General features: G+C 54.1%; 21 protein-coding genes and 2 pseudogenes. 10 read left to right on the forward strand and 13 right to left on the reverse strand.

All coding sequences use genetic code 11. The annotated features are described in order from the left end of the window. The first annotated feature begins 260 nt into the window (after positions 1-260). The 3 genes from QMZ30_RS01780 to QMZ30_RS01790 all read left to right on the forward strand — a co-directional run bounded on the left by QMZ30_RS01780 (position 261) and on the right by QMZ30_RS01790 (position 2,873). Positions 261-1,238, forward strand: a complete 978-nt coding sequence (locus QMZ30_RS01780) for a substrate-binding domain-containing protein (protein WP_283226120.1) — start codon at positions 261-263, stop codon at positions 1,236-1,238. 9 nt (positions 1,239-1,247) lie between these two features. Beyond that, positions 1,248-2,216, forward strand: coding sequence for a nucleoside hydrolase (locus QMZ30_RS01785; protein WP_283226121.1), 969 nt, complete (start codon positions 1,248-1,250; stop codon positions 2,214-2,216). Between the two features lie 126 nt (positions 2,217-2,342). After that, on the forward strand, positions 2,343-2,873 hold the full coding sequence (locus QMZ30_RS01790; RefSeq protein WP_283226122.1) for a sterol desaturase family protein: 531 nt from the start codon (positions 2,343-2,345) through the stop codon (positions 2,871-2,873). Here the strand turns inward: QMZ30_RS01790 and crtB are convergent. The 5 genes from crtB to QMZ30_RS01815 are packed head-to-tail and all read right to left on the reverse strand — an operon-like array spanning position 2,812 to position 8,579. After that, entirely contained in the window at positions 2,812-3,741 is a 930-nt protein-coding gene (crtB, locus tag QMZ30_RS01795) for a 15-cis-phytoene synthase CrtB (RefSeq protein ID WP_283226123.1), read from the reverse strand. The genes QMZ30_RS01790 and crtB overlap by 62 nt on opposite strands. Continuing rightward, on the reverse strand, positions 3,738-5,219 hold the full coding sequence (locus QMZ30_RS01800) for a phytoene desaturase (RefSeq protein WP_283226124.1): 1,482 nt from the start codon (positions 5,217-5,219) through the stop codon (positions 3,738-3,740). The genes crtB and QMZ30_RS01800 overlap by 4 nt, the downstream gene beginning before the upstream one ends. Further along, a complete protein-coding gene (crtY, locus tag QMZ30_RS01805; protein WP_283226125.1) occupies positions 5,219-6,388 on the reverse strand; it encodes a lycopene beta-cyclase CrtY in 1,170 nt (389 codons plus the stop codon). The genes QMZ30_RS01800 and crtY overlap by 1 nt, the downstream gene beginning before the upstream one ends. Further along, positions 6,388-7,659 (reverse strand): glycosyltransferase, encoded by a 1,272-nt coding sequence (locus QMZ30_RS01810; RefSeq protein WP_283226126.1) that lies wholly within the window; start codon positions 7,657-7,659, stop codon positions 6,388-6,390. The genes crtY and QMZ30_RS01810 overlap by 1 nt, the downstream gene beginning before the upstream one ends. A 14-nt stretch (positions 7,660-7,673) precedes the next feature. Continuing rightward, positions 7,674-8,579 (reverse strand): polyprenyl synthetase family protein, encoded by a 906-nt coding sequence (locus QMZ30_RS01815; RefSeq protein WP_283226127.1) that lies wholly within the window; start codon positions 8,577-8,579, stop codon positions 7,674-7,676. Between the two features lie 255 nt (positions 8,580-8,834). On the opposite strand from QMZ30_RS01815, the gene QMZ30_RS01820 reads away from it, so the two are divergent. The 4 genes from QMZ30_RS01820 (at position 8,835) to QMZ30_RS01835 (ending at position 12,808) form a co-directional block, all read left to right on the forward strand. Then, entirely contained in the window at positions 8,835-9,776 is a 942-nt protein-coding gene (locus QMZ30_RS01820) for a 2-hydroxyacid dehydrogenase (RefSeq protein ID WP_283226128.1), read from the forward strand. 118 nt (positions 9,777-9,894) lie between these two features. After that, positions 9,895-11,076, forward strand: coding sequence for an NAD(P)/FAD-dependent oxidoreductase (locus QMZ30_RS01825; RefSeq protein WP_283226129.1), 1,182 nt, complete (start codon positions 9,895-9,897; stop codon positions 11,074-11,076). Positions 11,077-11,196: 120 nt separating this feature from the next. Beyond that, positions 11,197-12,222, forward strand: coding sequence for a Gfo/Idh/MocA family protein (locus QMZ30_RS01830; RefSeq protein WP_283226130.1), 1,026 nt, complete (start codon positions 11,197-11,199; stop codon positions 12,220-12,222). Between the two features lie 94 nt (positions 12,223-12,316). Further along, on the forward strand, positions 12,317-12,808 hold the full coding sequence (locus QMZ30_RS01835) for a GNAT family N-acetyltransferase (protein ID WP_283226131.1): 492 nt from the start codon (positions 12,317-12,319) through the stop codon (positions 12,806-12,808). Between the two features lie 27 nt (positions 12,809-12,835). On the opposite strand, the gene QMZ30_RS01840 is transcribed toward QMZ30_RS01835, so the two are convergent. From QMZ30_RS01840 to QMZ30_RS01865, 6 genes and pseudogenes are all read right to left on the reverse strand, one after another. After that, positions 12,836-13,318 (reverse strand): glutathione peroxidase, encoded by a 483-nt coding sequence (locus QMZ30_RS01840; RefSeq protein ID WP_283226132.1) that lies wholly within the window; start codon positions 13,316-13,318, stop codon positions 12,836-12,838. An 84-nt stretch (positions 13,319-13,402) separates the two neighbouring features. Then, positions 13,403-13,609, reverse strand: coding sequence for a hypothetical protein (locus QMZ30_RS01845; protein WP_283226133.1), 207 nt, complete (start codon positions 13,607-13,609; stop codon positions 13,403-13,405). A 101-nt stretch (positions 13,610-13,710) separates the two neighbouring features. Next, a pseudogene (locus QMZ30_RS01850) lies at positions 13,711-14,177 on the reverse strand (helix-turn-helix domain-containing protein). A 277-nt stretch (positions 14,178-14,454) separates the two neighbouring features. Next, a complete protein-coding gene (locus QMZ30_RS01855; RefSeq protein WP_283226134.1) occupies positions 14,455-14,877 on the reverse strand; it encodes a GNAT family N-acetyltransferase in 423 nt (140 codons plus the stop codon). 50 nt (positions 14,878-14,927) lie between these two features. Further along, positions 14,928-15,668, reverse strand: a complete 741-nt coding sequence (locus QMZ30_RS01860) for an SDR family oxidoreductase (protein ID WP_283226135.1) — start codon at positions 15,666-15,668, stop codon at positions 14,928-14,930. Between the two features lie 234 nt (positions 15,669-15,902). Then, entirely contained in the window at positions 15,903-16,799 is an 897-nt protein-coding gene (locus tag QMZ30_RS01865) for a LysR family transcriptional regulator (RefSeq protein ID WP_283226136.1), read from the reverse strand. A 129-nt stretch (positions 16,800-16,928) separates the two neighbouring features. Here QMZ30_RS01865 and QMZ30_RS01870 point away from each other — a divergent pair, with 129 nt between their 5' ends. After that, positions 16,929-17,780, forward strand: coding sequence for a nitroreductase family protein (locus tag QMZ30_RS01870; RefSeq protein WP_283226137.1), 852 nt, complete (start codon positions 16,929-16,931; stop codon positions 17,778-17,780). A 271-nt stretch (positions 17,781-18,051) separates the two neighbouring features. On the opposite strand, the gene QMZ30_RS01875 is transcribed toward QMZ30_RS01870, so the two are convergent. After that, on the reverse strand, positions 18,052-18,969 hold the full coding sequence (locus tag QMZ30_RS01875) for a LysR substrate-binding domain-containing protein (RefSeq protein ID WP_283226138.1): 918 nt from the start codon (positions 18,967-18,969) through the stop codon (positions 18,052-18,054). 159 nt (positions 18,970-19,128) lie between these two features. On the opposite strand from QMZ30_RS01875, the gene QMZ30_RS01880 reads away from it, so the two are divergent. Next, positions 19,129-19,758 carry a LysE family translocator gene (locus QMZ30_RS01880; protein WP_283226139.1) on the forward strand — a complete coding sequence of 210 codons (630 nt, stop codon included), beginning with the start codon at positions 19,129-19,131 and terminating at the stop codon, positions 19,756-19,758. Positions 19,759-19,890: 132 nt separating this feature from the next. Here the strand turns inward: QMZ30_RS01880 and QMZ30_RS01890 are convergent. Further along, positions 19,891-20,040: pseudogene (locus QMZ30_RS01890) on the reverse strand (VOC family protein); the annotation flags it as partial. A gap of 482 nt (positions 20,041-20,522) precedes the next feature. Between QMZ30_RS01890 and QMZ30_RS01895 the strand changes: the two are divergent. Then, entirely contained in the window at positions 20,523-26,516 is a 5,994-nt protein-coding gene (locus QMZ30_RS01895) for an autotransporter outer membrane beta-barrel domain-containing protein (RefSeq protein ID WP_283226140.1), read from the forward strand. The last annotated feature ends 116 nt before the right edge of the window (positions 26,517-26,632 follow it).

Below are 26,632 nucleotides of genomic sequence, written 5' to 3' on the forward strand. Positions count from 1 at the left end.
ATGTCTGCGCAGACGAATCCTTTCAGTCGTGACATCCATCACTGTGCAAAATGTAACCACCAAGATATTTCATCTTAAAGCCATCACTGTTCACATTTAACTGCGCAACCAAAGCGCGTGCCGATTATCTCGTCTCGTGCACATTTCTGACCCAACGATTCCTCTAACTTATTTCCTCGATAGCAACACTTTTTACCGACCTGCACGTTATGTCTTCCCCGACATTTCAAAAACCTACAACGACAATAATGGTGAACATAATGAAAAAAATATCAGCAGCCTTAATCTCTCTTGCCCTTTGTAGCAGCGCCTTTGCCGCTGAACCGCTCAAAATGGGCGTCGTGGTCAAAGTGGGCGGAAACGCCTGGTTCAACTCTATGGAGGAGGGCATCAAAAAAGAGGCTGCGAAAGAGGGCGTCAATGCGTGGCAGGTCGGCCCAATTGCGCAGGACCCCGCACAGCAGGTGAAAGCGATTGAAGATTTGATTGTGCAAAAGGTCGATATCATCGGCGTGGTGCCGGTCGATCCTGCTGCACTGGAGCCGGTGCTGAAAAAAGCCAAAGACGCGGGCATCAAAGTGATTGTGCATGAATCTCCAGGCCAGAAATATGCCGACTGGGATTTTGAACTGGTGGATGCCAAATCCTTTGGCGAGCGCCATATGCAGCTGATGGCGCAGTGCATGCATGAACAGGGGCAATACTCGATTATTGTCGGCAGTCTGACCATTCCTCTGCACCGTGTTTGGGCGCAGTCGGCAATTGATTATCAGAAACAGCATTACCCTAAAATGCAGCAGGTAGGCGATCTGCTTGGTACTGGCGAGTCGGTGGATGAATCGATGCGCGTCACCAAAGAGATGATGCTTAAATATCCTGATTTCAAAGGCATGATGGCCTTTGGTTCACCAGGCCCAGTGGGTGCCGGACGTGCGGTGCAAGAGCGCGGGGCCAAAGATAAAGTCTGCGTAGTGGGTGCGTACAGCCCGAATCAGGCTGCGGCTCTGGTACGGAATGGCAATATCAAAGGGGGCTATATCTGGAACCCGATGACCGCAGGCGAACTGTTTGTCAGAATTGGCAAGATGGTCGCGGAGGGAAAAACCATCACCGACGGCACCCAAATTGAAGGCATGGGCAAAATGCGCGTCGATAGCGCCAACCACACGCTGTTTGGTGACAGCCTCGAAAGTCTGGATAAAGACAATCTCCCGAAACTGATCAAAATGGGCCTGTAAGGAGTCGCCGTGAGCAGACGTAAAATCATTATTGATACCGATCCGGCGATTGGTATTCCCGGCACCGATGCGGATGACCCCATCGCTATTATGCTGGCGTTACAAGATCCGCGGCTGGAACTGCTGGCGATCACCACCGTATTTGGCAACTGCCCGCCAGCACTCGGGGCGCGCTGTGCCACACGAATTTTACAGGTTGCCGGACGCAGTGAGATTTTGGTGGCGATAGGGCAGGCGGTGCCAATGAGCGGCACCTTACCTGAACTACTGCAAAAGGAGTATCAGGGGGATCGCGGTAAAGAGGGCAGCATTGCGCTGCCGGCCTTGCAAGATTCACACTGCGGTCAGCATGCCAGCGAGTTGATTATCGATTTGGTGCGTCAGCATCCAGGCGAAATTACATTGGTGTGTATTGGCGCGCAGAGCAACCTGGCGCTGGCACTGATCAAAGCACCGGATATCGCCCCGCTAATTAAAGACGTGGTGATGATGGCGGGTGCGCTGGGCATGGATGCAAAATGGGGGCGCGGTAATATCACGCCGGTAGCCGAGTGCAACATTTGGTTTGATCCGCAGGCTGCTGACATTGTGTTCCGTTCCGGTATCCCCTTGGCGATGGTGAGTCTCGATGTCACTAACGCGGATGCGGGTTTGGTGCTGACGCGTGAACATCTGGTAGGGTTGGATGACGATAAGCCGTTGACGCAGTTGTTTAAGCAGGTATGCGCCTGTTACTTCGATGCACCGATGTTTGACTGGTCAGAAGGCTGTGTGCTGTACGATCCGCTTGCGGTTGCCGTGGCGGCTGATGCTCAGGTTGGCGCTTTCGAGGCCATGGCTATTGGTATCGAAACCCAGGGGCGGCTAACCGTCGGGCAAACGGTGCCACTGCGTGATGCACCTGTTAACGTGCAAGTCTGTACACAGATTGATGGGCATAAAATCGTCAGTGAGATTGTGAACATCATCACCGGGTGATCCGAAGCGGCGCAATTTATTACACGATAAATCGCGCCGCGACCCTCTTTTAAACCCACATTAACTTGCATCACAGCCTATCCGCGTCCACCTTTAAAGCCTCGGTTCAAAACAAATGGACGCACCATGCTTTGGTTATGGAATACGCTGATTCTGCTGGCAGCAGTGGTTGTGATGGAAGTGATTGCGGCGCTGTCGCACAAATACATCATGCACGGTTGGGGCTGGGGTTGGCACCTCTCGCACCATGAACCCCATGACGGCAAGTTTGAACTCAACGATCTCTACGCCGTGGTGTTTATGCTGATGGCGATTGCGCTGATCTATATCGGCGTGAACGGCGTTTGGCCACTGCAATGGATTGGGGCGGGGGTCACGGTTTACGGCGCACTCTATTTTATGGTGCACGATGGCCTGGTGCACCAACGCTGGCCATTCCGCTACATTCCGCGCAAGGGCTATCTTAAGCGTTTATACATGGCGCACCGCATGCATCATGCGGTGCGTGGGCGTGAAGGTTGTGTCTCGTTTGGCTTCCTCTACGCGCCGCCGCTGCACAAATTGCAGGCGGCGTTGCGTCAGCGCCATAAACCTCTCAACGCGGACGCTGCCACAAGCCGTCCGGACGCACCGCCGGACGAGACAAGCGTGAAGTAAGCGCCAATCCGGCGCCTTTCACCAGCAGCGCCAGTTTCTCGCTGCTGGTGGTGCGCTGTCTGGCATCCCACGCGTGCGCACCTGCATGCTGCACCTTCACACCGATCTCCCGATAGACGCCACGCGCGGTGGCAATCGCCCATGCCGAGCGCAACGGCAAACCCGGCAGGCCCGCACGCGCAGAGAGGTAATAGGGCTCGGCTTCACTAACCAGCCGAGCTGCCAGGGGGGCCAGCGCCGCACGATGCTGGGGATCCGCGAGGTCTTTACCGGCCAATCCGGTTTGATCCAGCCAACTTTGTGGCAGATAGCAGCGCCCATTCTGCGCATCTTCAACAATATCCCGTGCAATATTCGTGAGCTGGAAGGCGAGGCCCAGGTCGCAGGCACGATCCAACACCGCTTCGTCGCGCACACCCATAACACGCGCCATCATCAGACCCACCACGCCAGCCACGTGATAGCAGTAACGCAGCGTATCATCGAAGCTGGCGTAGTGTTCTTCGCGTGCATCCATCGCGAATCCTTCCAGATGGTCGAAAGCCAGCTGCGGCGGCAATTGATGGATCAGCGCGACTTCCTGAAACGCCTTGAAGGCGGGCTCATCCATGTGTGCACCGCTATAGGCGCGGCGGGTTTCAATTTGCAGATGCAGCATGCGCGCCTGAGCATCTTCAACCGGGTGTTGTGTGCCGCCTTCGCCCAGCGTCTGGCCATCAATCACATCATCGCAGTGGCGACACCAGGCATACAGCATCAGGGTGCTGCGTCGCGTGGGGGCGTCAAACAGTTTGGCGGCAGTGGCGAAACTCTTCGAGCCCACCGCCATGGTCTGGGTCACCTGTTCCAGTAAGGGTTGACGGTTCATCCGGCGAGGTCCTCCAGCATCAGCTGGGCGGTGGCTTTGGCCGAACCGATCACGCCCGGCACGCCCGCGCCAGGATGGGTTCCGGCTCCCACCAGATAGAGATTGGCGATATCAGCATCACGGTTATGCGGGCGGAACCAGGCACTTTGCGTCAAAATCGGTTCAAGCGAAAACGCCGAGCCATGATGGGCGTGCAGCGTGTCGCGGAAATCAAAGGGGGTAAACATCTGGTGTGTCACCAGCTGTTGACGTAATCCCGGCATATGGTGCTCCTCCAGATAAGCAAAAATGCGATCGCGTAAACGCGGTCCTTCCTGTTGCCAGTCGATGGCGGCGGTACCGAGATGCGGCACCGGCGCTAATACGTAAAAGCTACCGCAGCCCGCGGGTGCCAGCGACGGATCGCTGGAGCAAGGGGCATGCAAATAGAGCGAAAAATCATCCGAAAGCTGGCTGCTGTTGAAAATCTCGTCGATCAACTCGCGATAGCGCGGGCCAAAGCAAACGGTATGGTGCGCCAGCTGGGAATGCGGGTGATTCAGACCGAAATAGAGTACAAACAGCGAGTTACTCATGCGCTTACGTTTCAACGTGGCGGCCCGTCTGCGCGCCGCAGGATGACCCTGCAGCAAACGGTCATAGGTGTGGACCACATCAGCGTTAGACGCCACCGCAGCGGCAGTAAAACGGCGGCCATCTTTCAACTGCAGGCCGCTGATGCGGTTGCCTTCTGTTTCCAGTTGACTCACTTCGGCATTCAGCAACAGTTCACCGCCGAGATCGGTAAACAGGCGCGCCATACCGGCAACTAACGCGCCAGTGCCGCCGCGCGGAAACCACACGCCCCACTCACGCTCAAGCGCATGAATTAAGGTATAGATCGAGGACGTTGCAAAAGGATTACCGCCGACCAGCAGCGAATGAAAAGAGAAGGCCTGGCGCAAATGGTCGTCCTGAAGGAATTTGGCCACCATGCTATACACGCTGCGCCATGCCTGTAATCGACCAAGTTGCGGCCCGGCGCGCAGCATGTCACTGAAATGCAGAAACGGCACGGTGCCGAGTTTCAGATAGCCCTGCTGGAACACCTCGCGTGAATAAGCCAGAAACTGACGATATCCTGCAACGTCTGCCGGATTAAACGCGGCAATCTGCTTTTCCAGTTGCGGTTGGTTATTGTCGTAATCGAGCTGCTTACCATCCTCCCAGCACAATCGATAGAAAGGGGTGACCGGCATCAGGTCGACGTAATCGCTCAATGATTTCCCGGCGAGGGTAAACAGCGCTTCAATCGCAGTGGGATCGGTGACCACTGTCGGACCGGCATCAAAAGTGAAGCCCTGATCCTGCCAGGCATAGGCGCGTCCGCCCGGTTTATCACGCTGTTCCAGCAAGGTGGTGGGAATGCCCGCGGCCTGCAGGCGAATGGCGAGTGCCAGCCCACCAAAGCCCGCGCCAATCACATAGGTGCGTTTCATTATTTCTTCCCTGGTTTATTAGAAGAGGTCATCAACAGTGCACGTACCGCTTCGACGATGGGTACCGGCGGTTTGCCACACAAAATGCGCGCTTTGTCGGCAAGGCGCAGTTGCCCGGCATAGAAGCGGCTGATTAATCCGGGATCAAGTTGGTAAAAGCGTTGCATCACACGCCAGCGTTGCTCGGGGCGTCCGGCAAGAAACAGCATCCGGTTGAGCGCACGGAAAAAGCGCTGCGTCTGCCAGTGCTGGCGCGCAAAGGCTTCAATCTGTTGGCTGAGTGTGGCGGCGTCACACGGGAGCAGATTGGCAATGGTGTCAGCCAGCACCACCGCCGTCGGTAGCGAATAGCCGGTGGTGGCATGAAACAAACCGGCACGCAGACCGCTGCAGGGCTGGCCGTGCTGCTGTTGCCAGAAGGCATCGATATCACCGATTAAGGTGATCGGTAGCGATCCGCGCTCCTCGCGCAATAACATGCCCAGGTCCCAGTGATGTGTTTGCGCATATTCAGCAATATTCTGGCGCGTTTTATCCTCTGCTAAGGTGGGGTGATTGATGTAGTGCGTATCCTCAATCAACAGGCGGTCAACGCCGAGCGGCAGGGTGTAAACAAAGCGATAGCCCTGCTGCTGATCAACGGTGGCATCCATCAAAATGGGCTGGGTGAGTCCGTGTGGCTTTTTCAGATGCCACTCCTGCCCGATAAAGGCCTGATAGCCCAGTTGCAGGTGTGGCGTATGTTGTAAACCACGACCATCGATCACTACGGTGGCATTCATAACCTGCCCGTTCGCCAGCGTCACCTGAGTAGGTTTAACCTCTTTCACCGCACACTCAGTTCTGAGATCATCACCAATAGCTTGATACAGCTGTTGGGCAAAATCAGCGGAGGCAATGGAACAATAATCACCGCTGAAATTGCGACGTAATGCTGGAAAACGCACCTGATAGCCGGACCATTGATGCGAGACGAGCGGCTGAACCCACTGCCACTGTTGCGCATTGAGATCATGCTGATGGAATGACCAGGTGTGGTTGCCCGCGGGATGGGTGTGGCTCTCCAGCATCAGAATGTGCAACTGCGGTTGCCGCTGGCGCAGGCGCAACGCAATCAGCCCATTTGCCAGACCGGCCCCAACGAGAATGACATCATAGTGATCTCGCATCAGGTCGCCTCCGCCAACACCACGCGTTGCTGGCCCAACGCCTGCTCCACAATATCCGCCGCCCGTTCACATCCTCCTGCACCTTGTAGCTGAGTCTGAATCGCAGACAGGCTTAATACCTCACCCTCGTCAGCCAGCAGATGTTGCAGATGCTGTTCCAGTTGCTGGACGCGACTGAAACGCGATGCGCGACGGCCGACACCGTGCCACTCTATACGTGCTGCCACGCCCGGTTGGTCAAACGCCAGCGGTATCGCCAGCATCGGCGTGCCACATTCCAGCGCTTCAAGCGCACTGTTCAGGCCAGCATGGGTGATGAACAACCGCGCATGCTGCAAAGCTGCGCGTTGATCGAGAAAATCGGTGACCCAGGCGGCACCCGCCTGCTGTAACTCAATGGCTTGCTGCGGAGTTAAGCCGCCGCAGTGCGCAATCACCAGCGAAAGGCGCTGGTGGCGGCATGCTTGCGCCAGATGGAGAAACAGACGGAAACGCTGCCCTTGCAGCGTGCCAAAAGAGGCATAAACCACCGGATGCGGCAGATCGGGCCAGGGGGCGCTCAGCGCTGCCTGCGCGAAGGGTGCGCGTAACAGGCCCACCGCGTGAAAACTGGCGGGAAGATGCTGACGCGGGAAGTCAAACGCAGGCACGATCTGGCTGATTTGCGCCAGTGGAGACAAGCATTGATGTAATCCGTGCCGTTCCGGTAAACCAAAGCTGCGCGCATGATGGGCGATAACCTCCCCGTGGCGCTGCATAATCCGATCATAGATATCCTGGCTGGCCTGAAAGCGGTGCAATGCCTTCTCATCCTGGCCAAAACGAAACGGCATCACGGGCAGCGGAATACCCGCTTCGCGGTTGACGGGCAATGCGCAAGCAACCGAGACAAAAGGCAGTTGCATCGCTTCGGCTACCAGTCCGCCCGCGGCCTCCATCTGGTCGGCAATCACACCATCAATCTGTAAGGCTCTAAAGCGTGCGGGCAGTTCACGACACAGCATATCGGTACTGGCAGCGATATCGCCGATCACACGAAACAGTGACAGCGGTGAGGCCAGATGATGCAGCACGGCTGCCAGTGAACCCTCCGGATGTGAGCGTTCTCCCACTGGCGCAAAATTGATGCGTGAGTCGCTTAACAGGCTGTGCGCATCGGCCTGCTGGAAAAAAGTGATGCGATGGCCGCGCGCCACTAAAATCTGCGACAACGCCTGCAGCGCATGGAAATGGCTGTAGAGCGGTGGCGCAATCACGGCATAGTGCCCCATCGGCGGTGCCGCGATCAGTGAAACATCGCCAACTGTTGGTTAAACAGGGCGTGCATATATTGGCGAGTCGCGATACCGCGATGACAGGCGCAGGCCAGGTGGGCATCGGCACTGCGCAGGTGATCGCGTAAGCGGCGTTCTGCGCCTTCTGCGCCCAGCATCTGCACCAGCGTGGATTTGCCCTGATCCTGATTGATGTCTTTACCCGTGTGTTTGCAACCGTCTGCCAGATCGTCAAGCAACTGAAAAGCCTGCCCCAAATCCTGCGCAAAATAGCTGAGTTTCTGGCGCATCTGTGGTGTGGCATCGGCAGCGATGGCCGCCATTTGCAGCGTGGCGCGGAACAGTACGCTGGTTTTCAGTTCATTGGTTATGGCAATGGCTTCCGGGCTGCGCTGTTGCGCGCCTTGGTGCAAATCCTGGAATTGCCCTTGCACCAGGCCTTGTAATCCAACCGCTGACGAGAGTTCGGCGATGGCTTGCGATTTTTGCAGCGGCGGTAAACCTGGCGCAATGGCAATCACTTCAAACGCCCGGCTGAGTAGGGCGATAGCGGCCAGAATCGCGACGCTTTCACCAAATTCGCGATGCACGGTAGGGCGACCACGTCGCATCTGCGCATTGTCCATCGAGGGAATATCGTCGAGGATCAGTGAGGCGGCGTGCACCATCTCTACCGCGCAGGCCAAATCGAGAAGGCCGCGCTCGCTGGCATTACACCCCATATCTTGTGCCGCCAACAGCAGCAGTAAAGGACGAATACGTTTACCCGGCGCCAGTGCCCCGGCGCGCATCGCCGCACGCACCTGATCGGTTTGCTGGCCCGCGGGAAGTAATTGCTCCAGGTGCGCCTGCAAAGTCAGGTGCAATTGGCTGAGTTCATTTTCCTGGTCTGCTGTGATGTCGACATGGGCGGTCATAGTGGCTTTCCATGGTTAGTTGAATTGTTATGGTTTTTTTAATTAACCGTAGACTGCGTAAGGTGAGTTCGCCACCGGGCGCACAGGTTAGATAGCGTGATTGACTCTCTCGTCGTGTCGACCCGTTATATTTTTAAGGCGCAATGAATACTATTTTCCGCGTGATCCTATTAGCGAAATAAGTAACAGCGGTGCCGTAACATCAATTACTCCGGTAGGCTGGTGAGTAATGACTCTCCATTCGGGAAAAATAAAATGAGCACTACGCAACCACAAATTCTGATTATTCAGCCGCTGATGCCGCAATTGGATGCCAAACTCTCACAGCATTTCCAGTGCCATCGTTTATATGACTATCAGGATCCCGCACTGTTTCTTCAGCGACAGGGAAAAGATATTCAAGGGATCGTGACGCGTGGTGATGTGGGTGTGGAAACGGCCATTCTGGAACAGCTGCCCGTTTGCAAAGCGATTGCCGTATTTGGTGTTGGCACCGACCGCATCGACCTGCGTTACACCACTGATCATGGCATTCAGGTCAGCATTACCAGCGATATTCTCACTGACGATGTGGCCGATCTCGCCATGACGCTGACGCTGGCCTTCTCACGTAACCTGGTGGCGAATCACCTGTTCGCGCGGTCAGGAGGATGGGAAAGCACCGGTGCGTCACTGGCCACCAAAGCCAGCGGAAAACGTATGGGTATTGCGGGTTTAGGTGCGATTGGACTGGCGATTGCACGGCGTGCCGAGGCGTTCGGCATGGAGATTGCATACACAGCGCGCAGCACCAAAGATGTGCCTTACAAACGCTGTGACAACATTGAGCAGCTGGCCGCATTCAGCGATTTTCTGGTGCTGTCGTTGCCGGGTAGCCCGGAAAACCTTCAGCTGGTGGATGCCAGGGTACTGGCCGCTTTAGGGAAAGAGGGCGTGCTGATTAACATCGCGCGCGGTACGGTGGTCAATGAAAACGATCTGATTCAGGCGCTGCAGCAAGGCACCATTAAAGGTGCAGCACTGGATGTCTTCGCACAGGAACCGGTTATTCCTGCAGCGCTGTGTGAGCTCGATAATGTGCTATTAACCCCGCACATTGCCAGCGCTACCCATGAAACGCGTGAAGGCATGGCAAATAATGTACTGGAGAATATGCTGGCCTTTTTCTCAACTGGAAAAATGCTGACAGCAATATAATTTAATTTTCTGGTGGCAGAAGATTTTCTTATATTCACCGCAATGATTGTTATTTAACCATTGCAATTTCACTCTACTGAAGTTGTTATGATTATGGCCATTTAACCGGGAGCCATTCATGACAACTCAAAAGATTGCAATTATTGGCGGCGGCGTCATCGGATTAGCGGTGGCGCGCGCGCTGGCGTTGCAAGGCGTTCAGGTCACCCTGTTCGAACAACAGCATATCGGTGCAGGCACCAGCAGCACCACCTTCGCCTGGGTTAACTCCAACGGCAAGCAACCGCTCAGCTATCATCAGCTCAATGCGCTGTCGATGGAAGAACACGTCAAATTACAGCTCACTCAGCCAAATGGCCTGCGCTGGCTGGAAACCTGCGGTACCTGGGAATGGGCCGCAGAAGGTGAGGCCCAGCAGCGCCTGCTGCAACGCGCCACGTCACTGCAATCGCTGGGCTATCCGGCGCGCGAAGTTACGCCCGATCAGTTGCAACGTGAAATTCCTGAATTGCGGCGGAAAACGGTCAGCGGCGCGGTGTGGCATTTTCCAACCGAGTCGGTGCTGCATCCGGCGCTGTATCTGGCGCGGCTTTGGTCTGAAGCGCGTGCTCATGGCGTAATTCTGCAGCAACATCAGGCTATCCAGCGCATCGCGGAACAGGCTGATGGCGTCACGTTGCACCTTGAGAACGGCGAGCAGTGGCAGGGTGATCGTGTGGTGGTTGCCACCGGACGCTGGGCCAATCAACTGTTAAACACCCTCGATGTCGACCTGGCACTGCTCGACACCAGTAAGCCGAATGCCGTGGCCTGCAGTTTCCTGGCACGTACCGCACCGCAGCCGCTTTCTCTGGGTGCCAACCTGATAGCGCCGCAACTGAACGTGCGGCCAGATGGCGGCGGGCGCTTGCTGTTACAAGCGCTGGAACTAGATGATTTGGCCGATCCTGCCGCGCCGCCTTCCACACAAAGCGCCATTGCCGAGCAGTTTCGTGAACGCTATCAATCCCTGTTTGCGGATGCCGGTGAATTGCAGATTGAAAAGATCGTCGTGGGTCAACGTGCACGCCCAGCGGATGGCTTACCGGCGATAGGCTACGTCACATCAGAGCAGCGCGTTTATGTTGCGGTCACACACAGTGGTATTACGCTGTCGCCCTTGATTGGCCGGCTGGTGGCTGAGGAGTTGGTACAAGATCATGCCAGCGATCTGCTCGCCGATTTCCGCCCTCAGCGGCTGATGGGGAGAAGCGCCGGTGATTTCGCGCCGATTAAGCGTAATTTCCCAGCGGCACAATAAAGCCATTTTCTGAAATAATGATATTTTTGTGCCATTTTTGCGGGTGGGCTCGGGTTTGTTTGTTGCAAGTATGTTATTACTGAAGGCAATCAACACAGTATTCACTCTCAAGGAGGCAGTATGAAAATCGGTATTGTGGGTTACGGCACGGGCGGGAAAAATTTCCATGCGCCTTTTATTGAAGCAGCACAAGGACTGGAACTGGCGGGAATTGTGGCGCGCGCGCCTGCCACCATTGCGAAAGTGAAAGCTGATTTCCCAGACGTACCGATTTACGCCAGCCTGACCGAGATGCTGGCTGCTGGCATCGATATCGTTACCATCACCACACCACCTCAAACCCGACGCGAGTTGGTATTAGAAGCGATTGCCGCCGGTGTGGCGGTGATCGCCGATAAGCCGTTTGCGCCGGATGCCAAAACCGGCCGTGAGTTGGCGGCAGCAGCACAGGCCAAAGGCGTGGTGCTAGGGGCCTACCACAACCGTCGTTTTGATGCGGATTTGCAGACGCTAAAACAGTTGATTGAACAGCAGCGGTTAGGGAAGGTCTGGCGGTTGCACAACCGTATGGATCTGGATGAACCGCAAACGCTGGAAGGTGGACCCACCGGTGGGCTACTGCGTGATATGGGAAGCCATCTGGTCGATCAGGCTATCTGCTTGCTGGGACCGGTGAAGAGTGTTTACGCCCAGTTAGATCGCGTTGAGGTGGCCGAAGGGACCACGGATGCCAGTTTTGTCCTTACTCTGACACATCAGAACGGCAGCCATTCTCACGTCTCATCCAGCAAAATCAATTACCTGGTAGCGCGCGAGCTGCGCGTCTATGCCGAAAAAGGCAGTTTCACCTCCTACGGCACCGACGTTCAGGCGCAGGCGATCTTCGCTGGTAAGCGTCCGGCTGATGATTTAGCCGGTTGGGGCTATGAGGCAGAGGCAAACTGGGGGACGTTGAATACAGAGCAGGGCAGCGAGCGTGTGCCCTCCGCACAAGGCGCCTATCATGCTTACTACGAAGCCTTTGCCGAGGCGGTTCGGCAGGGTACGCCGCCACCAGTCACCGCTGAGCAAGCAATAGAAGTGCTTGCCGTGCTGGATGCCGCTTTTATCAGCGCACGCGAAAATCGTGTGGTGGATGTCGCTTAAACCCGGAGCGCTGCCTGCGGGTGGCGCTATTTTCCTTCCTTGATGCAGCCCTGCTAGAATACCCGCCTCAAAAATTGAATCTCAGGTTGTTGTTGTGTCGAATTTAACCTTCCGAAATGCCACCTTAGCTGATGTTGATCGTTGCTACACCATTGAAACCGAAGCCTATGAAGGTGATGAAGCAGCCACACGCGAGAAAATCGCCACGCGTATTGCGCAGTATTCGCAAGGCTTTATCTGTCTGGAGATCGCGGGCGAGGTCGTGGGCTTCATTAATGCTGGCTGTGCCTGGGATGTGGTGATGTCCGATGAGGCGTTCAAAGAGCTGATTGGACACGATCCCGCGGCACCCAATGTGGTGATTATGTCGGTGGTTTTAGACCCGGCGTATCAAGGGAAAGGCTATGCCTCGCTGATGATGCGCCATTTCATTGACACCATGAAGCAGATGGATAAACAGACCATCCATCTGATGTGCAAAACCCGCCACGTGGATTTGTATAAGAAGTTCGGTTACCAGTACATCAAACCTTCAGAGTCGGATCACGGTGGTATGGCGTGGCATGAGATGCTGATGACGTTGTGATAACCGGAAATTAGCTGACGGGGTGAGCTAGCTTTCGAGCGCTGCCTGAATGACAGCGTCCATTTTCTCTGGAGTGGTGAATGGTGCAAAGCGCTTGATCGGTTTACCATCGCGTCCGATCAGAAACTTGGTGAAGTTCCATTTGATGCGCCCGCCCAACACGCCAGGCAACTCATCCTTCAAATAACGAAATATCGGGTGTGCCGCAGCGCCGTTGACCTCCACTTTCCCGAACATCGGAAAGCTCACGCCGTAGTTGATATGACAGGTCTGCGCGATATCATCGGCACTGCCGGGTTCCTGCTTACCGAACTGATTGCAGGGAAAACCCAGGATCACCAGACCCTGGGCGGCATATTTCTTGTAGAGCGCTTCAAGGCCCGCGTATTGTGGTGTGAATCCACAATGGCTGGCGGTATTCACCACCAACACCACTTTGCCCGCATAATCGGCCATAGCGATGGACTGTCCACGCAGGCTAGTGGCATCAAGTTGATAAAAGGGGCTCATGTGGTGATCCTCAAGCTGAAGCGGTTCGGTGTAACAGATTACTCGAAGAACACCATGATTTTAAGCAGTGAGATCCTCGGACACTTAATCCTGCTGCAAATCGGCAATAGCCCGCTGCAGGTGCTCCAGAAACGCCTTCACTTTAACCTTTAAATATTTTCTGCCGGAATACAGTGCATATAACACCAGCTCCTCGGGTTCGCGGTCACAGTCATCCGCGTAGAAGGTTGGAAGAGAATTCGCTACAAAGATTTTTTCTGACCAATCTGAACCCTTATTACCAGCATCCAATATTTCGGCTGCTGAACTCAGCCGGTTCTGGATGCAAGGTTTAAGCCGGTATCCAACCTGTTAATATTGTTTCGTTAATTCCACAGAGTCTTAGCCATATTTTATTTGCGCAGCAATTGTTGAAGTCTCTTTTGCTGCCATTGTCTAATTAGTCCATTAAACAAAAACATCCTCATGCCTCTCACCGCAATTAGCGCAAACCAGATAGCCGCCACCCATAGCGACCAGTAATTTGCTGGAGAGGTGAAGTGATTAAGTATGAACAGCAGCAAGCACACTACAGCGCCTTAATGATTGAGCGGTAAAATAGGCCCTCTTCGACAATCCTGTTTCTCGTTTCGGTTATGCGCTGATCGAGTGCGTTGTCGCTGACATTATCTGGTGCAGAAATATCTGCCACGGTTACTTCAAACACGGCGGCCAAAGCACTCAATGTTTCCAGACTTGGCTGATCACCGTTTTCGACCCGCTGAATAGTTCGTGTGCTTAGCCCGGACAATTCAGCAAGCTGTTCCTGCGACCAGGCGCGCTTAAGTCGCAGCGCCTTAAATTTATTCGTGTCACTCATTGCCCCTCTCCATGCATTTAGTCGTCAGAGGGCATAGTTACCGTAGTTGGTATGTCACACCACGATCAAAACCCGACAACAACCTGACACCCGTGTGACAGGACTTATTTGAGATATCGTAAGGTAACTTGAAATGAGCATTTTCTTCACCCCATTCTCAATCCATAGCGCTCAGGGTTCGGAAATCTTTCTCGCCAATCCATCGACTGGCAAGGTGCCAACAAGGACGTACCGATCACTGTTAAAACTAAATTAAGCCTGAAATCGTCAAGGGTGATCAGAGGTCTTTTCTAAGAAATACACGGCTGGTTCCCTCAGGCAGACAAGGTATTTCGCCGAAGCGCTGCCAGCCGTTTTTTTCATAGAACGCAGGTGCCTGGAAAGTAATCGTATACAACACGGCAGTTTTACATCCTCGTTCTCTGCCTTCATCTTCAACACATTTTAGGATCTGACTTCCTATGCCTTTTCCTCTGATTTCAGGGGGAAGATAGACCAGATCGATAAATAAAAGTCCGAGATAGGTGCGGCCCAGCATTCCACCCAGTACAACCCCATGCTCATCCCGAACTACGACGGCGAGGGGTTTATTTTCGTTAAATCCAACGGCCTCATCATTGTATTGATTAAGTCCTGATTCAATCGGTAACGCGAACTCAGGGGTGATTGAGTCCGAGACTTCAATATTCAGCACATTCATGGCGACACTCCTTTTACACCAAAATTTGTAATCCAGGCTCTGCTGCCGGCCTAATAACGTACTAAGCCGCCATCTACGGCGTACTGACTGCCAGTGACGAAAGAAGAATCATCGGAAAGCAGAAATAGCGCGACAGCAGCCGCTTCCTCTGCGGTACCCGCCCGACCCAGCGGCACCTGACTGACCACAAAATCTTCAAACTCTTGGCGTGAAGCTTCCGGCATGAAATGCCTGAAGTTCGTTTCAATCGGGCCCGGCACGAGGGTATTGGCACGGATACCCCGTTCAGCCAGCGCGGCAGCCCAACTTTTCACCATCGCGATAACGGCACCTTTGGTTGCAGCATACAGACTTGTCATCGCCGCGCCTTCATATGCCGATGAGGAAGACGTGACCAACACGGAAGCGCCAGCATTGAGGGTATCAGAGAGGGCCGCAAGTTGTAGCATTGGCCCCCGGACGTTGGCATTCATCATGCGATTAAACGCATCGGCGGTTACTGATTCAGGGGAGCCGACTTCGGCAAATCCTGCATTAAGCCAAAGTCCATCAAGCGAGCCCCAGTTGTGGATTGCCACTTGTAGCTCACTGATATCGGATTCGCTGGCCGCATCATTTTTGAGGATCAGTGACGTTTCAGGCAATAGCGCACGGGCGCGTTGCAGTCGTTCTTCATTCAGCCCCGTGATGGCAACCAAGCCACCTTCATTCACGATGCGTTGAGCGCCAGCCAGGCCCATGCCGCTGGTGCCGCCAGTAATGAGAATGCGTTTACCTTGAAACCTTTCCATGATTGCTCCTGTCCGGTTTTAAAAACTGCACTTACCTTACGCAACATCATGATAGGCCGTCATCTGTTTCGTTCGGTAACGAAGAGAGGGGGGATGGTGCTCTCCTGGTGGAAAGCTGGCAAAAGGTCGGGTTTGAAGGACAGCTAAGAGCGAACAGCAGACATTACTAACAGCGTTTTAAGTGAAACACGGGGTTCTGGTCAGCACCGCATTACAATACGTATCCGCACTATTTCAGTTAAAAGCGGAGAAACGTTCGGCAACCCAGTCGATAAATAATCTGAGTCTGACGTTAAGCTGCTGAGTGGGCGGATAGATGATGGAAATTGGAATTCGCAAATTGGTCATTTCATCCATGACGGTCACCAATTGCCCAGAGCGAAGAAATCGATCTGCTACGGACGCATGTGTCTGGCCTACACCCAGCCCACAGGTAAGCATATTAATCTGAGACGCACTGTCATTTGCCGCTATGTCGAAACGGACGATATGCTTTTCATTACCCCGGTTACGAAACCGCATTGGCCACACTTCTCCGGTCGCCGCGCTGAAATACCCAACAATCTTATGATTGTTTTCCAGATCGGCGAGACTCTCGGGTACGCCGTAGCGGGCAAGATATTCCGGGCTGGCACAGGTAATTAATCGATCTTTGAAGAGTGTTTTGGCTTTCAGCGAAGAATCGGCAAGCTCACCGGCGCGTATGACACAATCCACTCCCTCTTCAATAAGATTTACGGGGCGATCTCCCACGCCAAACGCGAGCTGAATATCCGGGTAACGCTCCCTGAACTCTTCAAGCATCGGAATTAGCACAAAGCCTGCCATTGAAGAGTGCAAATCTATGCGAAGCCGTCCCTTTGCAGCAGTTCCCATGTCTCGCATGTCAGCTTCGGTTTCATCTATTTTAGTGACGAGCCTGCTGATGCGCCGGTAATACTCCGCACCTTCTGTCGTCAGAATGACAGATCGGGTTGTTCTCTGAATAAGCCTTACACCCAGATGATTTTCGAGATCGCGCAGCGCTTTGCTGGCTGTTGAACGTGGCATTCCAAGGTGAGCAGCCGCTTTGGTAAAAGAACGTGTTTCAACGATACGCTGAAAGGTTCGTATGGCGATGAGATGATCCATGAGTTGAGCTTCCTCTAAATGTTCTATTGTGCATATCAGTGGAAACAGAAAACATTTTTAGAGGGATTATCTTACCGTTTTTTGCCGTTATTCTGCAGCCATCACGTTTTATCTAAGGAGATAAGTTTTATGTCTGCATCACAAGAGAAGCTGGCTGCGCTTCTGGAGCAACGCTACGGTAAATCCCAGCAGATACCCGATAACATTATCTGGACACCACAGGTTGAGGCGATGCTGAGCCACAAATCTGTACGTACTTTCTTGCCGGATTCCTTACCTGATGGCGCACTGGAGACTATGGTGGCCGCTGCCCAGTCAGCATCTAATTCATCAAATCTGCATCAGTGGAGTGTGGTCGCCGTAACTGACCGGGAGCTGAAGCAGAAAATCTCCGATACGGTAGCCCGCACTGTGCCAACTGATCGCATCCCATATCTTGAAGAAGCGCCGGTACTACTGCTGTGGGTAGCTGACTTATTCCGTGGGGCGGAAATTACTAAAGAGAAAGGCGGAGACCCCTTCGTTTTTGACTACCTCGACTCGTTTTTGATGGCATCCGTAGATGCCTCTCTGGCAGCGCAAAATGCCGCATTAGCTGCAGAGTCTTTGGGGCTTGGCATTGTCTTTATGGGGATGATGCGTAACGCAGCAAAAGAGGTGGCGGAGATTATCAATTTGCCTCAGCACAGTTTTGCTACCTTTGGCATGGTCGTCGGCAAACCGGACAGTAGTCGCACAAGCAGCATCCGTCCGCGCCCAGAGCAACCCGTAGTGTTGCACTATAACCAGTACGATCGTGAGCGTTACCGCGACCATATTGAAAACTATGAGAAAGTGTTCCTTGATTTCAGGACTGCTCAGTCAATGAAGCCTAAAGTCTGGCAGGATAGTGTCTATGAATCTGCGACCAGCATGGACTATATGGGCGGAAGAGAGAATCTGCGCGAAACAGTGCAGGCTCGCGGCTTTAAACTGCAATAACCCCTTTTTTCCCGCCAGTTGCAGTCATGCTCTGGCGGCAAACATCACTGCTAGCTGATAATTAAGCGACCTGCTCGTGTAGTTATCTACTTCCGCTCCTGGCACGAAGCTGCCCATCAAGACGTTAGGTTGGGGCAGCCATGAGCGAAGCGGAGGTCTGCAGTTTTCTTGCTACAAATGGAAAATAGAGCATTGCTCAACCTCGAACAGGTCAAAGCTGAAACACTGCCACAACAAATAATGTTCATTGAGCCAGCCTCGCTCATGAGTTCTATTTTTCCCCGGCTTGAAGGTAAATCAGGCTCTCCTCCGGAAACAGGGGGCTATGAGATGTTAGCCAGTTCAGTAGCATTTCGACGTTTTGCTTTATGGCAGAATTTTTTGGCCACACCAGATAATATCCGTCTCCGGTTGCCACTGCCTCCGGAAAAGGCAGGCAAAGCAGACCACTTCTTATCGCGTCAGTGCTCAGGAGTAGGTCGCCGACCGAAATGCCGTGTCCGCTCAGGGCGGCAAGATTTCCCTGTTCCAGCGTGTCGAATACCTTCCCTCCACTGATGCTCAGTCCCGCAAAATGTCCCGTCTTCTTAAGCCACCTCCGCCAGTCACGACGGTCCGGAGACGGATGAATAAGCTCGCAGTCAGGAAGAGACTCCCGGGCTTTGACAAGCATCGCAGGAGAACAGACGGGTATCAGCCACTCGCTGAAAAGCAGCCTGCTCTCTGTCCCTTCACCAAAATGACCGTTACCGAGCAGAATTGCACAGTCGTAGGGCTCGCGGCTGAAATCTACCTCATCCGTGTCCATCCAGACGCTGGTTATCTCGACCCGGGGGGTAGGATGGTTTTTGCGGAAATCGTTGAGCACGTCAAGAAGCCATCGCATGGTCAGCGTTGAGGGGGCTTTGAGACGCAAAAGTTGGCTGTGACTTCTGAAGGCATTGCAGGCCCGCTCTATGCTCATAAACCCCTCAGTAAGCTGTCCCGCGAGGGTGCGTCCCGCCTCATTCACTTTAACGCGCGGCCCGTTTCGCTCGAAAAGCTCACATTCAAACCACGCTTCAAGCGTACGGATGTGCCTGCTGACCGCACCCGGCGTTATATTGAGTAAATCTGCAGCTTTACTGAAGGAGTTCAGCCGTGCGGCAGCTTCAAAAGCGCGCAGAGCATAAAGAGGGGGTAATGACATCAGAAACTCCAATGTGAGTTTTGCTCACATTAAGCGTGAGTTTTATCCGTTTTTCAACCGCTCTACGTGAGTGAATAATCCTGTCCGAAAAAGTTAATGGATAAATCTGGGCAAGCGTGCCGTCTAGATCTTCAACATACCTAAGGAAAAAACGCCGTAATGAATGTGCCCCTCCTGAGCACCTATATCATTTCAGTAATGATGCTGCTTTTCACGCCTGGCCCGGTTGTGGCGCTCATCACCGGTACCGCTGCCCGCTATGGATATCGGAGCGCATTTGCCACTGCTGTTGGCACAAACGGGGCTTCCCTCATGCTTATCGCTGTGGCCACACTGATGCTGAAGGGGGTGATTTCTCAGTCTCCGGTCTGGCTGAGTTTTCTCGGACTGGCAGGTTGTGTTTATATCGGATATGCGTCACTGCACAGTCTGTTCAGCACTCCCGAGGCAGGAACAACGGATACCGGGACAGCTGCGCAGAGCCGGGGAAGTTTTCTTCGCGGCTTTGTTACGGGAGTGTCTAACCCGAAAGACATCCTCTTTTTTGTTTCTTTCTTTCCTCAGTTCATTGCCGTCACGCAGGATTTCACTACCAGTATTCTGACGCTGAGTCTGGTCTGGATGATTTTCGACTTTGCCATCCTGACGATCTACATCCTGTCCGTGAAAAAATGGATGCCAGCAAGGCATAACAGGAAAATAGCAATGACGTCATCGCTCTTTTTGCTTGCCGTGGCAGGATGTGGGCTTGTTTATAACGTTATTGAGATAACTCACAGTCGGCACTAATAGAGGATGTTGACCAACTTCTCAAAGATGTTGTTTCAGGCTGGGAAGCACCTCACCAGCTTGCCTGCATAATCGGGCATAGAGATGGGCTGTCCACGCAGGCTTGTGGCATCAAGTTGATAAAAGGCGCTTATTAAGACACAACCAGAGATCGCCCAGCGCGAGATAAGCACCATGATCCCATTTTGCCTTGGGCGTGAAGCCAAGCGTCTCAGTGTAAAAATTCAGGCTATTTGTCAGGTCACTGACTGCAAGGATGATGTGGTTAAGTCCGGTCAGCATGCGAAACTCGTAAGCAGGATATAGAGGGGGTTAATTTAAATGATTTCAATGTGCTTATCGGTTCTAAAATCTGCACTTACCTTACTAAACATCATGACAGGCCGTCATCTGTTTCGTACGGTAACGAAGAGAGGGGGGATGATGCTCTCCTGGCGGAAAGCTGGCAAAAGGTAGGGTTTAGAGGGCAGCTATAAGCGAGGAGCGAACATTGCTAACAGCTTTCTGTATGAATTATCAGGAAGCAGCTCAATTTCTATAATAAGGTCCATTTATATATTTACTTTTCTTGGCCAAATTCCTAAATCACTTTTTCGGCCTCACAATTCCTTAACTCAAACTAGACGTTTTCCGCGCATTACGTAGATACTCATTACACTAGATGCCAAACATTAAATTTCTGAAACAAATTATATCAGAGACTTAACTTCCAGCGCAGCGAAACGCCGTTGCGCGCGTTGTCTTTCTCTGTTGAGGAATACTTTGTGTTCAAATTAAATCCGGTGTTACTGAGCCTTGTGGCGGCGCAAGGTTTGATGTTCCCTATCTCACTGTCGTGGGCGGCGGAGTTAAAGCCTTATACGCCTGAAATGAATGACAATAAAGTCGGGGCTTATTGCTTATGTAATGGCTCGACGCAAACGCTGCGCGGATTACCACAATTCGCGCCCGGTGAAAGCGGCGCAACCACGATGACGTTTGGGGAATTACAAACTATTGGTCGAATAATTCATGACAACCTAATTGGCGAGCAGCGTCTTCAAATAGGCCAGCAGAATTACACCATTCAAATACCGAATTACGAGGATTGGACATATACAACGTACGACGTTTATAACACCGCTGAATTAGTGGATTTACCGAGTGTCGGCCTCGATACCGTAGTGCCAGATTATTATGATGTAAACGACAAACAATATATTAATGCGCGCATCGGTTCCGTAAGCAATGGCACGCTAAATATCGATATTGGTGAACATGGCGCAGCGGCTAATTCCTCTACTAATAGCTGGTCGATGGCGGCAAAGCAAAGCCAGCTGTTTACCGCCACCAAAAAAGGTCATCTCAACTGGAACGCGAATAATCGCATCACTTTTACCGCGGCTACGCCCCCTTCTAGCGACGATCAGTTGGCGTACACTGCCGAAAGCGTGGTGGATTATGCCGGAGCCATCAGCGTTTCAACTTTAGATGGTGGTACCACCCAGTTCAACATCCACAATGTTAACGATCTGCGTCACTACAATAACTGGCTGATTGAGCAAGTCACCTTGTCCAACCTCAGCACCGACCGCTACAACGCCGAATTCCACAATGCCTTCAGCCTGCATGACGCACAGTTGGTTTATCGCATGGGCGCTAACAACCTTGACGATGAAGTGACGCAACAGATTTATGATCAGGTGGTGTTGAGCGCCGATGGCCCGAATGCCAGCGTCAAAATCAATCGTGATAAAACTCTGGAAGTGTTGGATAGCCACAGCGCAGTGATGCGCGCCAGCAGTGGCGCGAAAGCGTTGATTAATGGCAAGCTCGCCAGTACTGGCACAGGTTTAGAGTTAATAAATAACGCGCGTGGCCGTAACAACGGTGTGATCAATGCCGGGTTCCTCAACAACGCTAACGGCAAAGGCTTGGATAGCAGCACTATCGGCAGTGGGGAAAGCGGCGTGCTTGTCAGCGACGGCAGCAGCTTTAGCAATTATGGCGTAATCAACTTCCAACCCGGCGATGGCCCCGGTCAGGCGATTTCGATCTACGATGCGCGCGCGACTAATCACGGCAACATTAATATCGGTGTCACTGAAACTGTAGGCAGTTGGGGCACCGATGGCGTGAGTGTCATCGGCGATTTTACGAATGCCAAAAACGGCACGATTTACATCGGGCGCACGCCGCAAAATCGCAAAACAGATACATCCAGCGATGTGGCGGTAAATCTCAGTGGTGGCGTCACTGGCATCAGTGCGTTTTTCGGTTCCAGCGTGGTCAACGATGGCCGTATCGTGATCGGCTCGCTGGTGCAAAATGCCGTTGGCATGTTGGCTCAATACGGTTCAAGTGCCATCGCGCGCAATAACGGTGTCATCGATGTGAACGGCACGGTTGAAGGGCAACCGCGCGAGAATATCGGCATGCTGGTGGTTGATTCCGGCAGCGGCGGCAATGTCGGCAATGGCAAAGCGGGCACCATCAACCTCAACGGCTACAACAGCACCGGCCTCAAAGTCATCGCCCACGAGGGCGAAAGCGCTGAAGCTTATTCTCGCGGTGCCATCAACATCCTCAGTGATGCTGGCCAATATGGCACAACCGATAACACCACTGCCGTTTGGGTCATCGGCGAAGAGGGCGGTAAGGCCGTCGCCAACGTTAGCGGACCGATTCAGCTTGGCGGCAACGATGCGATTGGTATTCGCGCCGAAGGCAACGCCACGGTGAATGTCAGCGCCAGCGCTATTCCGGTTGCCGGACCGCGCGAAATCTTTGGTCTGGAACGGCAAATCAGTTTCTACAGCAAAGGCGAAAACGCCAAAATCAACCTGCCGAAAAACGGCAGCTTCTCGACAGCGGTTGTCGACGGCACGATTTTCCGCGTGGAGGATGGCGCGGAATTTGATGGTCGCGGTTTAACCCTTTCCATGAACGAAAGGGGGACAACGGGCGTGTATGGCAGCGGCGTGGGAACCCAGGTTAATACTAACGGCGCAACGCTAAATATTGGCAATGGGGAAAACGGCGGCATCGGGGGCACCGGGCTAAAAATTGCGCATGGCGCGCAAGGGACGATTGATGCCGCGACACGCTTAAACCTTGATGGTTCCAGCGTGTTGGCGGCAGAAGTTGATGGCTTAGCCTACACGTTACAAGGCGTGGCCATTGATTTCGAACACGGATTCAATACCGATACGCATCTCACCAACCATGCTGAGATAAACGGAAGCGGCAGATTCCAAATCGGCTTAATCGCCAGCAATCAGGCTCAGCTTACCAATACCGGGCGCATCACTTTTACTGGTGAGGACAGCGGCGGCATTTACGCGCAAAGCGGTGCGAAGGTGTTCAACAGCGGCACCATTAACGTGACACTGCGCAGCAACGCATTGTATGCATATGGTATGCCATATTTGAGTGATGATACCGCGTTAACCGAAATCTCCAACAACGGCACCATCAACATCTACAACCGCGACAGTTTTGAGTTGAACACCACCATCGGCCTGATCGCCAGCAACCAGTTGGCGCGCATCTACCAAAACGGCACCATCAATCTGTATGGCGAAGAGGCGATGGGCGCCAACGCATTCTTAGGCGGTCGAATCACCTTTGGCCCGGACAGCCGCATCACCTTCAACGACGCGAATCAAACCGGTTATCGCGCTACCGATGAGGGCACGCAATTAATCAGCAATGGCAACAATGTGGATGTGCGCACCGCGAATTCGACGCTGTATGACATCAGCAATGGCGCGAGGTTGTACACGCAAGCACCCGGCAACGTGACGCTCAGCGGTGAAAATAGTCGCGGCATTGTGCTGAGTGGTGAAGGCACGCAAGTGTCCAGCACCGACAATTATGTCGCGAGCGGCAAAGGTGCCAGCGTAATGAATGCCAGCAACCGCGCCGAGGGCGTAATCAGCAGCGGCATTACGCTCAGCGGCGAAAATACCACTGCCGCGATTGCCAGCGGCATTGATGCGGAAATCTACGCCGACTCCACCATCAGCGGCAACGGCGCAAACGCGACGGCGTTTGATGTCAGCGGGGGTGCGCGCCTGTTTAACCAGTATCAAGGCGTGGTGGATCTCAGCGGATCGAACAGCATCGGCGCGCGCGTGCATGACGGCGGCAACTTCATTAATCGCGGCAGCATGCACATTGCGTCAGGCATCGGCATCGATGTCAGCAGCGGTTACGGTCAATATGTGCCGGTAGATAGCTCGTTGCGCGTCGATGATGGCATTGCGGCGATGCGCGTCGGCAGCGGCGCATGGATGAAAATCTACGGCGACGGCCAGGGCTACAGCGAGATGCAGGCCAACGGCAGCGCCGACGGTTTGTTACTGGATGTCGGCGCGGATGGGTTCGAAGCTGACAACATCACTATCGGCGCGTACGGCAGCGGCAGCGCGATCAACAACCGCGCCGAAACACCGAGCATCAATTTGGATAACGTGCGTTTAGAGGTCGCAAACGGTAACGGCATTCGCTCGGCGACCTCATTCAATTCCGCTGGCAGTGCACAAATTAACGTTAGCGGTTCTGGCACCGGTTATCGCTTTGAAAACGCCAATGGCTCAACCACCAGCAACGATCTGGTGATTGGGCCGGAATATTCGATTGTGGTAACAGGAACCGGCAATGGCGTGATCGCCAACACCCGCGGCAACGTGATTTCTCAGGGCTTGATTGATATTCAGGCAGCGAACGGCGGCTCGGCGATTGTCACCAAAACCGCCAGCCAGGTGATTAACCAGGGCACCATCAGTTCACAAAGTCGCGTGGCGCCGCTGATCGACATGCGCGGCGGGCAAACGGTGCTTATCAATGAAGGCACCATTAATGCGCCGTTCCCTGATCAGGTTGTCGTGGCAGGCGGTGCGACCGATGACGTCATTGCGCTGTTGGATGGTGCGGTGGTCGGCGATGTGAACACCGGCAACGGACGCGATGAACTGATTGTCACTGGCGGCACCATCAAAGGCAGTTTGACGATGGGCAGTGGCGCGGCTAATCAGGCCACTGTGCGGAAGGTGAGTCTGGCTGATACGCGCCACATCACCACGGAAAATGGCGCGGGCAGCACGCTCAATCTCAGCCAACTCAAGGCTCGAGGCGGTTCGTTCGCCAGCGATGATGCGGCAAAAGGGACCAATCTGGGTACAGGCTGGAGCACGCTGAACTTCCACAAAACTCAATGGACGTTAACCGACAACCTCAAACTGGCGCACAGCACGATTAACGTGGATGCGGGAAGTACGCTGTTCGCGGGTGACAGCGTCCATCCGCTGCTGCAGGGCGGAACCAGCGATTCGCTGGTGGTGAATAACGCGGGCACCCTGGATCTCACCAACGGCGGCAACACGGCGGCGAATACGCTGACGATTGACGGCGAACTGGCATCGGCGGGCGGCAGCGTCAAGCTGAACGCCACAGCAGCAGGCAGTGATGTGGTGCTGGTAAATGGCGCGGCATCAGGCGTGACGAAGATTGAAGTAAAACTCGCGGGAGCACCGCTGTTCGACAGCAACGGCGATGGTGTGATCACTGCGAACGAAGGTGTGTCGCTGGCGCAGGTTTCCGGCAGCGCGAATGCCAACAGCTTTGCGCTGAAAAGCAGCTATATCGCATCCGGACCGTGGCAATACGGTTTATACAGCTTCGCACCGGGCAGCAATGACGCAGCCCGCAGCGCGTGGGATTATCGACTGGCGAACGTCCTCGTGTGCGAAGACGGCGGCCTGTGCCAGCCGACAGCAGGCAGCGCACAAAGCGTTGCGCGTCTGGCGGTAACGCCGCAGGTGCCGTCCTACATCTCTGCGCCGGTTGGCCTGGCTTATTACTCGCTGGCAATCACCGACGATCTGCATAAACGCCTCGGTGAACTGCGCCAGCAGCAGGCCAATCCGGATGCGGTTGGCGGCGAGATGTTTATCCGCTACATCGGCTCCAACCTGAAATACCAGACCAGTCAAAGCGTCAGCCATTACGGCTACGACTTCGATCTCGACTACAGCGCGGTGCAACTCGGCGGCAACGTCATTCGCGTGGATGGCGCGGACAGCAGCCTGCGCGGCGGCGTGGCCTACACACGCGGCAACACGCGTATTCGCCCGCACGCAGCAGATGGCTATAGCTCGACCAACTTCGACAGCGACACGCTTTCGCTGTACGGCACCTGGCTGCGCGACAGCGGCTTTTACGTGGACGGCTCGCTGAGCTGGGGCTGGCATCGCGGCGCGACTGACATTGCACGGCAAAAAGATGTCGCCAAACCCAAAGGCAACGGCTGGACGGCTTCAATTGAGACGGGTTATCCGCTGGAACTGGGCGGCGGCGTGCGCATCGAACCGCAGGCACAGATCACCTGGCTGCAAATGAAGATGGAGAGCTTCACCGACCGCGATAACACCCGCGTTTCCTACGACGATTACAGCCAGACGATTGGCCGCGTTGGTGCGCGCGTGGATAAAACCTGGCAGGACGGCAGCGCGAATCAGTACACGCCGTATCTGCGCGTGAATTACACGCAGGGTTGGGGCGGTACTGCAAAAGCGAAGATCGGCGCGGCGGATGTTGGCGGCGGTGAAACCTTCGACAGCGGCAAGTTCGGCAAAATGTGGGATGTCGGCTTGGGCGGCACCGCAACGGTGAATAAGGATGTGGCGCTGTACGCCGAAGCGGATTACCGCAAAGAGATCGACGGCAACGGCGCGAAAGGCTGGCGTTACAACGCGGGCGTGCGCTGGTCGTTTTAATTGCACCGGTCGCCGTTATGGTGGCGCTTGCATCTCGTCTGGGCACGATGTCAGTTTAGAGCGATCTGAGGACGTTGCGAACAGCATTCTGCGTGAAATAAAGGGGACCAGGTCAT

The organism is Pantoea sp. EA-12 (genome assembly GCF_030053355.1).
Classification (GTDB): domain Bacteria; phylum Pseudomonadota; class Gammaproteobacteria; order Enterobacterales; family Enterobacteriaceae; genus Pantoea; species Pantoea vagans_C.

Excerpts from the sequence above, each read along its gene's own strand:
- QMZ30_RS01780 (WP_283226120.1), top strand. The coding sequence starts at position 261 with ATGAAAAAAATATCAGCAGCCTTAATCTCTCTTGCCCTTTGTAGCAGC.
- QMZ30_RS01790 (WP_283226122.1), top strand. The coding sequence starts at position 2,343 with ATGCTTTGGTTATGGAATACGCTGATTCTGCTGGCAGCAGTGGTTGTG.
- crtB (WP_283226123.1), bottom strand. The coding sequence starts at position 3,741 with ATGAACCGTCAACCCTTACTGGAACAGGTGACCCAGACCATGGCGGTG.
- QMZ30_RS01800 (WP_283226124.1), bottom strand. The coding sequence starts at position 5,219 with ATGAAACGCACCTATGTGATTGGCGCGGGCTTTGGTGGGCTGGCACTC.
- crtY (WP_283226125.1), bottom strand. The coding sequence starts at position 6,388 with ATGCGAGATCACTATGATGTCATTCTCGTTGGGGCCGGTCTGGCAAAT.
- QMZ30_RS01810 (WP_283226126.1), bottom strand. The coding sequence starts at position 7,659 with ATGGGGCACTATGCCGTGATTGCGCCACCGCTCTACAGCCATTTCCAT.
- QMZ30_RS01815 (WP_283226127.1), bottom strand. The coding sequence starts at position 8,579 with ATGACCGCCCATGTCGACATCACAGCAGACCAGGAAAATGAACTCAGC.
- QMZ30_RS01820 (WP_283226128.1), top strand. The coding sequence starts at position 8,835 with ATGAGCACTACGCAACCACAAATTCTGATTATTCAGCCGCTGATGCCG.
- QMZ30_RS01825 (WP_283226129.1), top strand. The coding sequence starts at position 9,895 with ATGACAACTCAAAAGATTGCAATTATTGGCGGCGGCGTCATCGGATTA.
- QMZ30_RS01830 (WP_283226130.1), top strand. The coding sequence starts at position 11,197 with ATGAAAATCGGTATTGTGGGTTACGGCACGGGCGGGAAAAATTTCCAT.
- QMZ30_RS01840 (WP_283226132.1), bottom strand. The coding sequence starts at position 13,318 with ATGAGCCCCTTTTATCAACTTGATGCCACTAGCCTGCGTGGACAGTCC.
- QMZ30_RS01855 (WP_283226134.1), bottom strand. The coding sequence starts at position 14,877 with ATGAATGTGCTGAATATTGAAGTCTCGGACTCAATCACCCCTGAGTTC.
- QMZ30_RS01860 (WP_283226135.1), bottom strand. The coding sequence starts at position 15,668 with ATGGAAAGGTTTCAAGGTAAACGCATTCTCATTACTGGCGGCACCAGC.
- QMZ30_RS01865 (WP_283226136.1), bottom strand. The coding sequence starts at position 16,799 with ATGGATCATCTCATCGCCATACGAACCTTTCAGCGTATCGTTGAAACA.
- QMZ30_RS01870 (WP_283226137.1), top strand. The coding sequence starts at position 16,929 with ATGTCTGCATCACAAGAGAAGCTGGCTGCGCTTCTGGAGCAACGCTAC.
- QMZ30_RS01875 (WP_283226138.1), bottom strand. The coding sequence starts at position 18,969 with ATGTCATTACCCCCTCTTTATGCTCTGCGCGCTTTTGAAGCTGCCGCA.
- QMZ30_RS01880 (WP_283226139.1), top strand. The coding sequence starts at position 19,129 with ATGAATGTGCCCCTCCTGAGCACCTATATCATTTCAGTAATGATGCTG.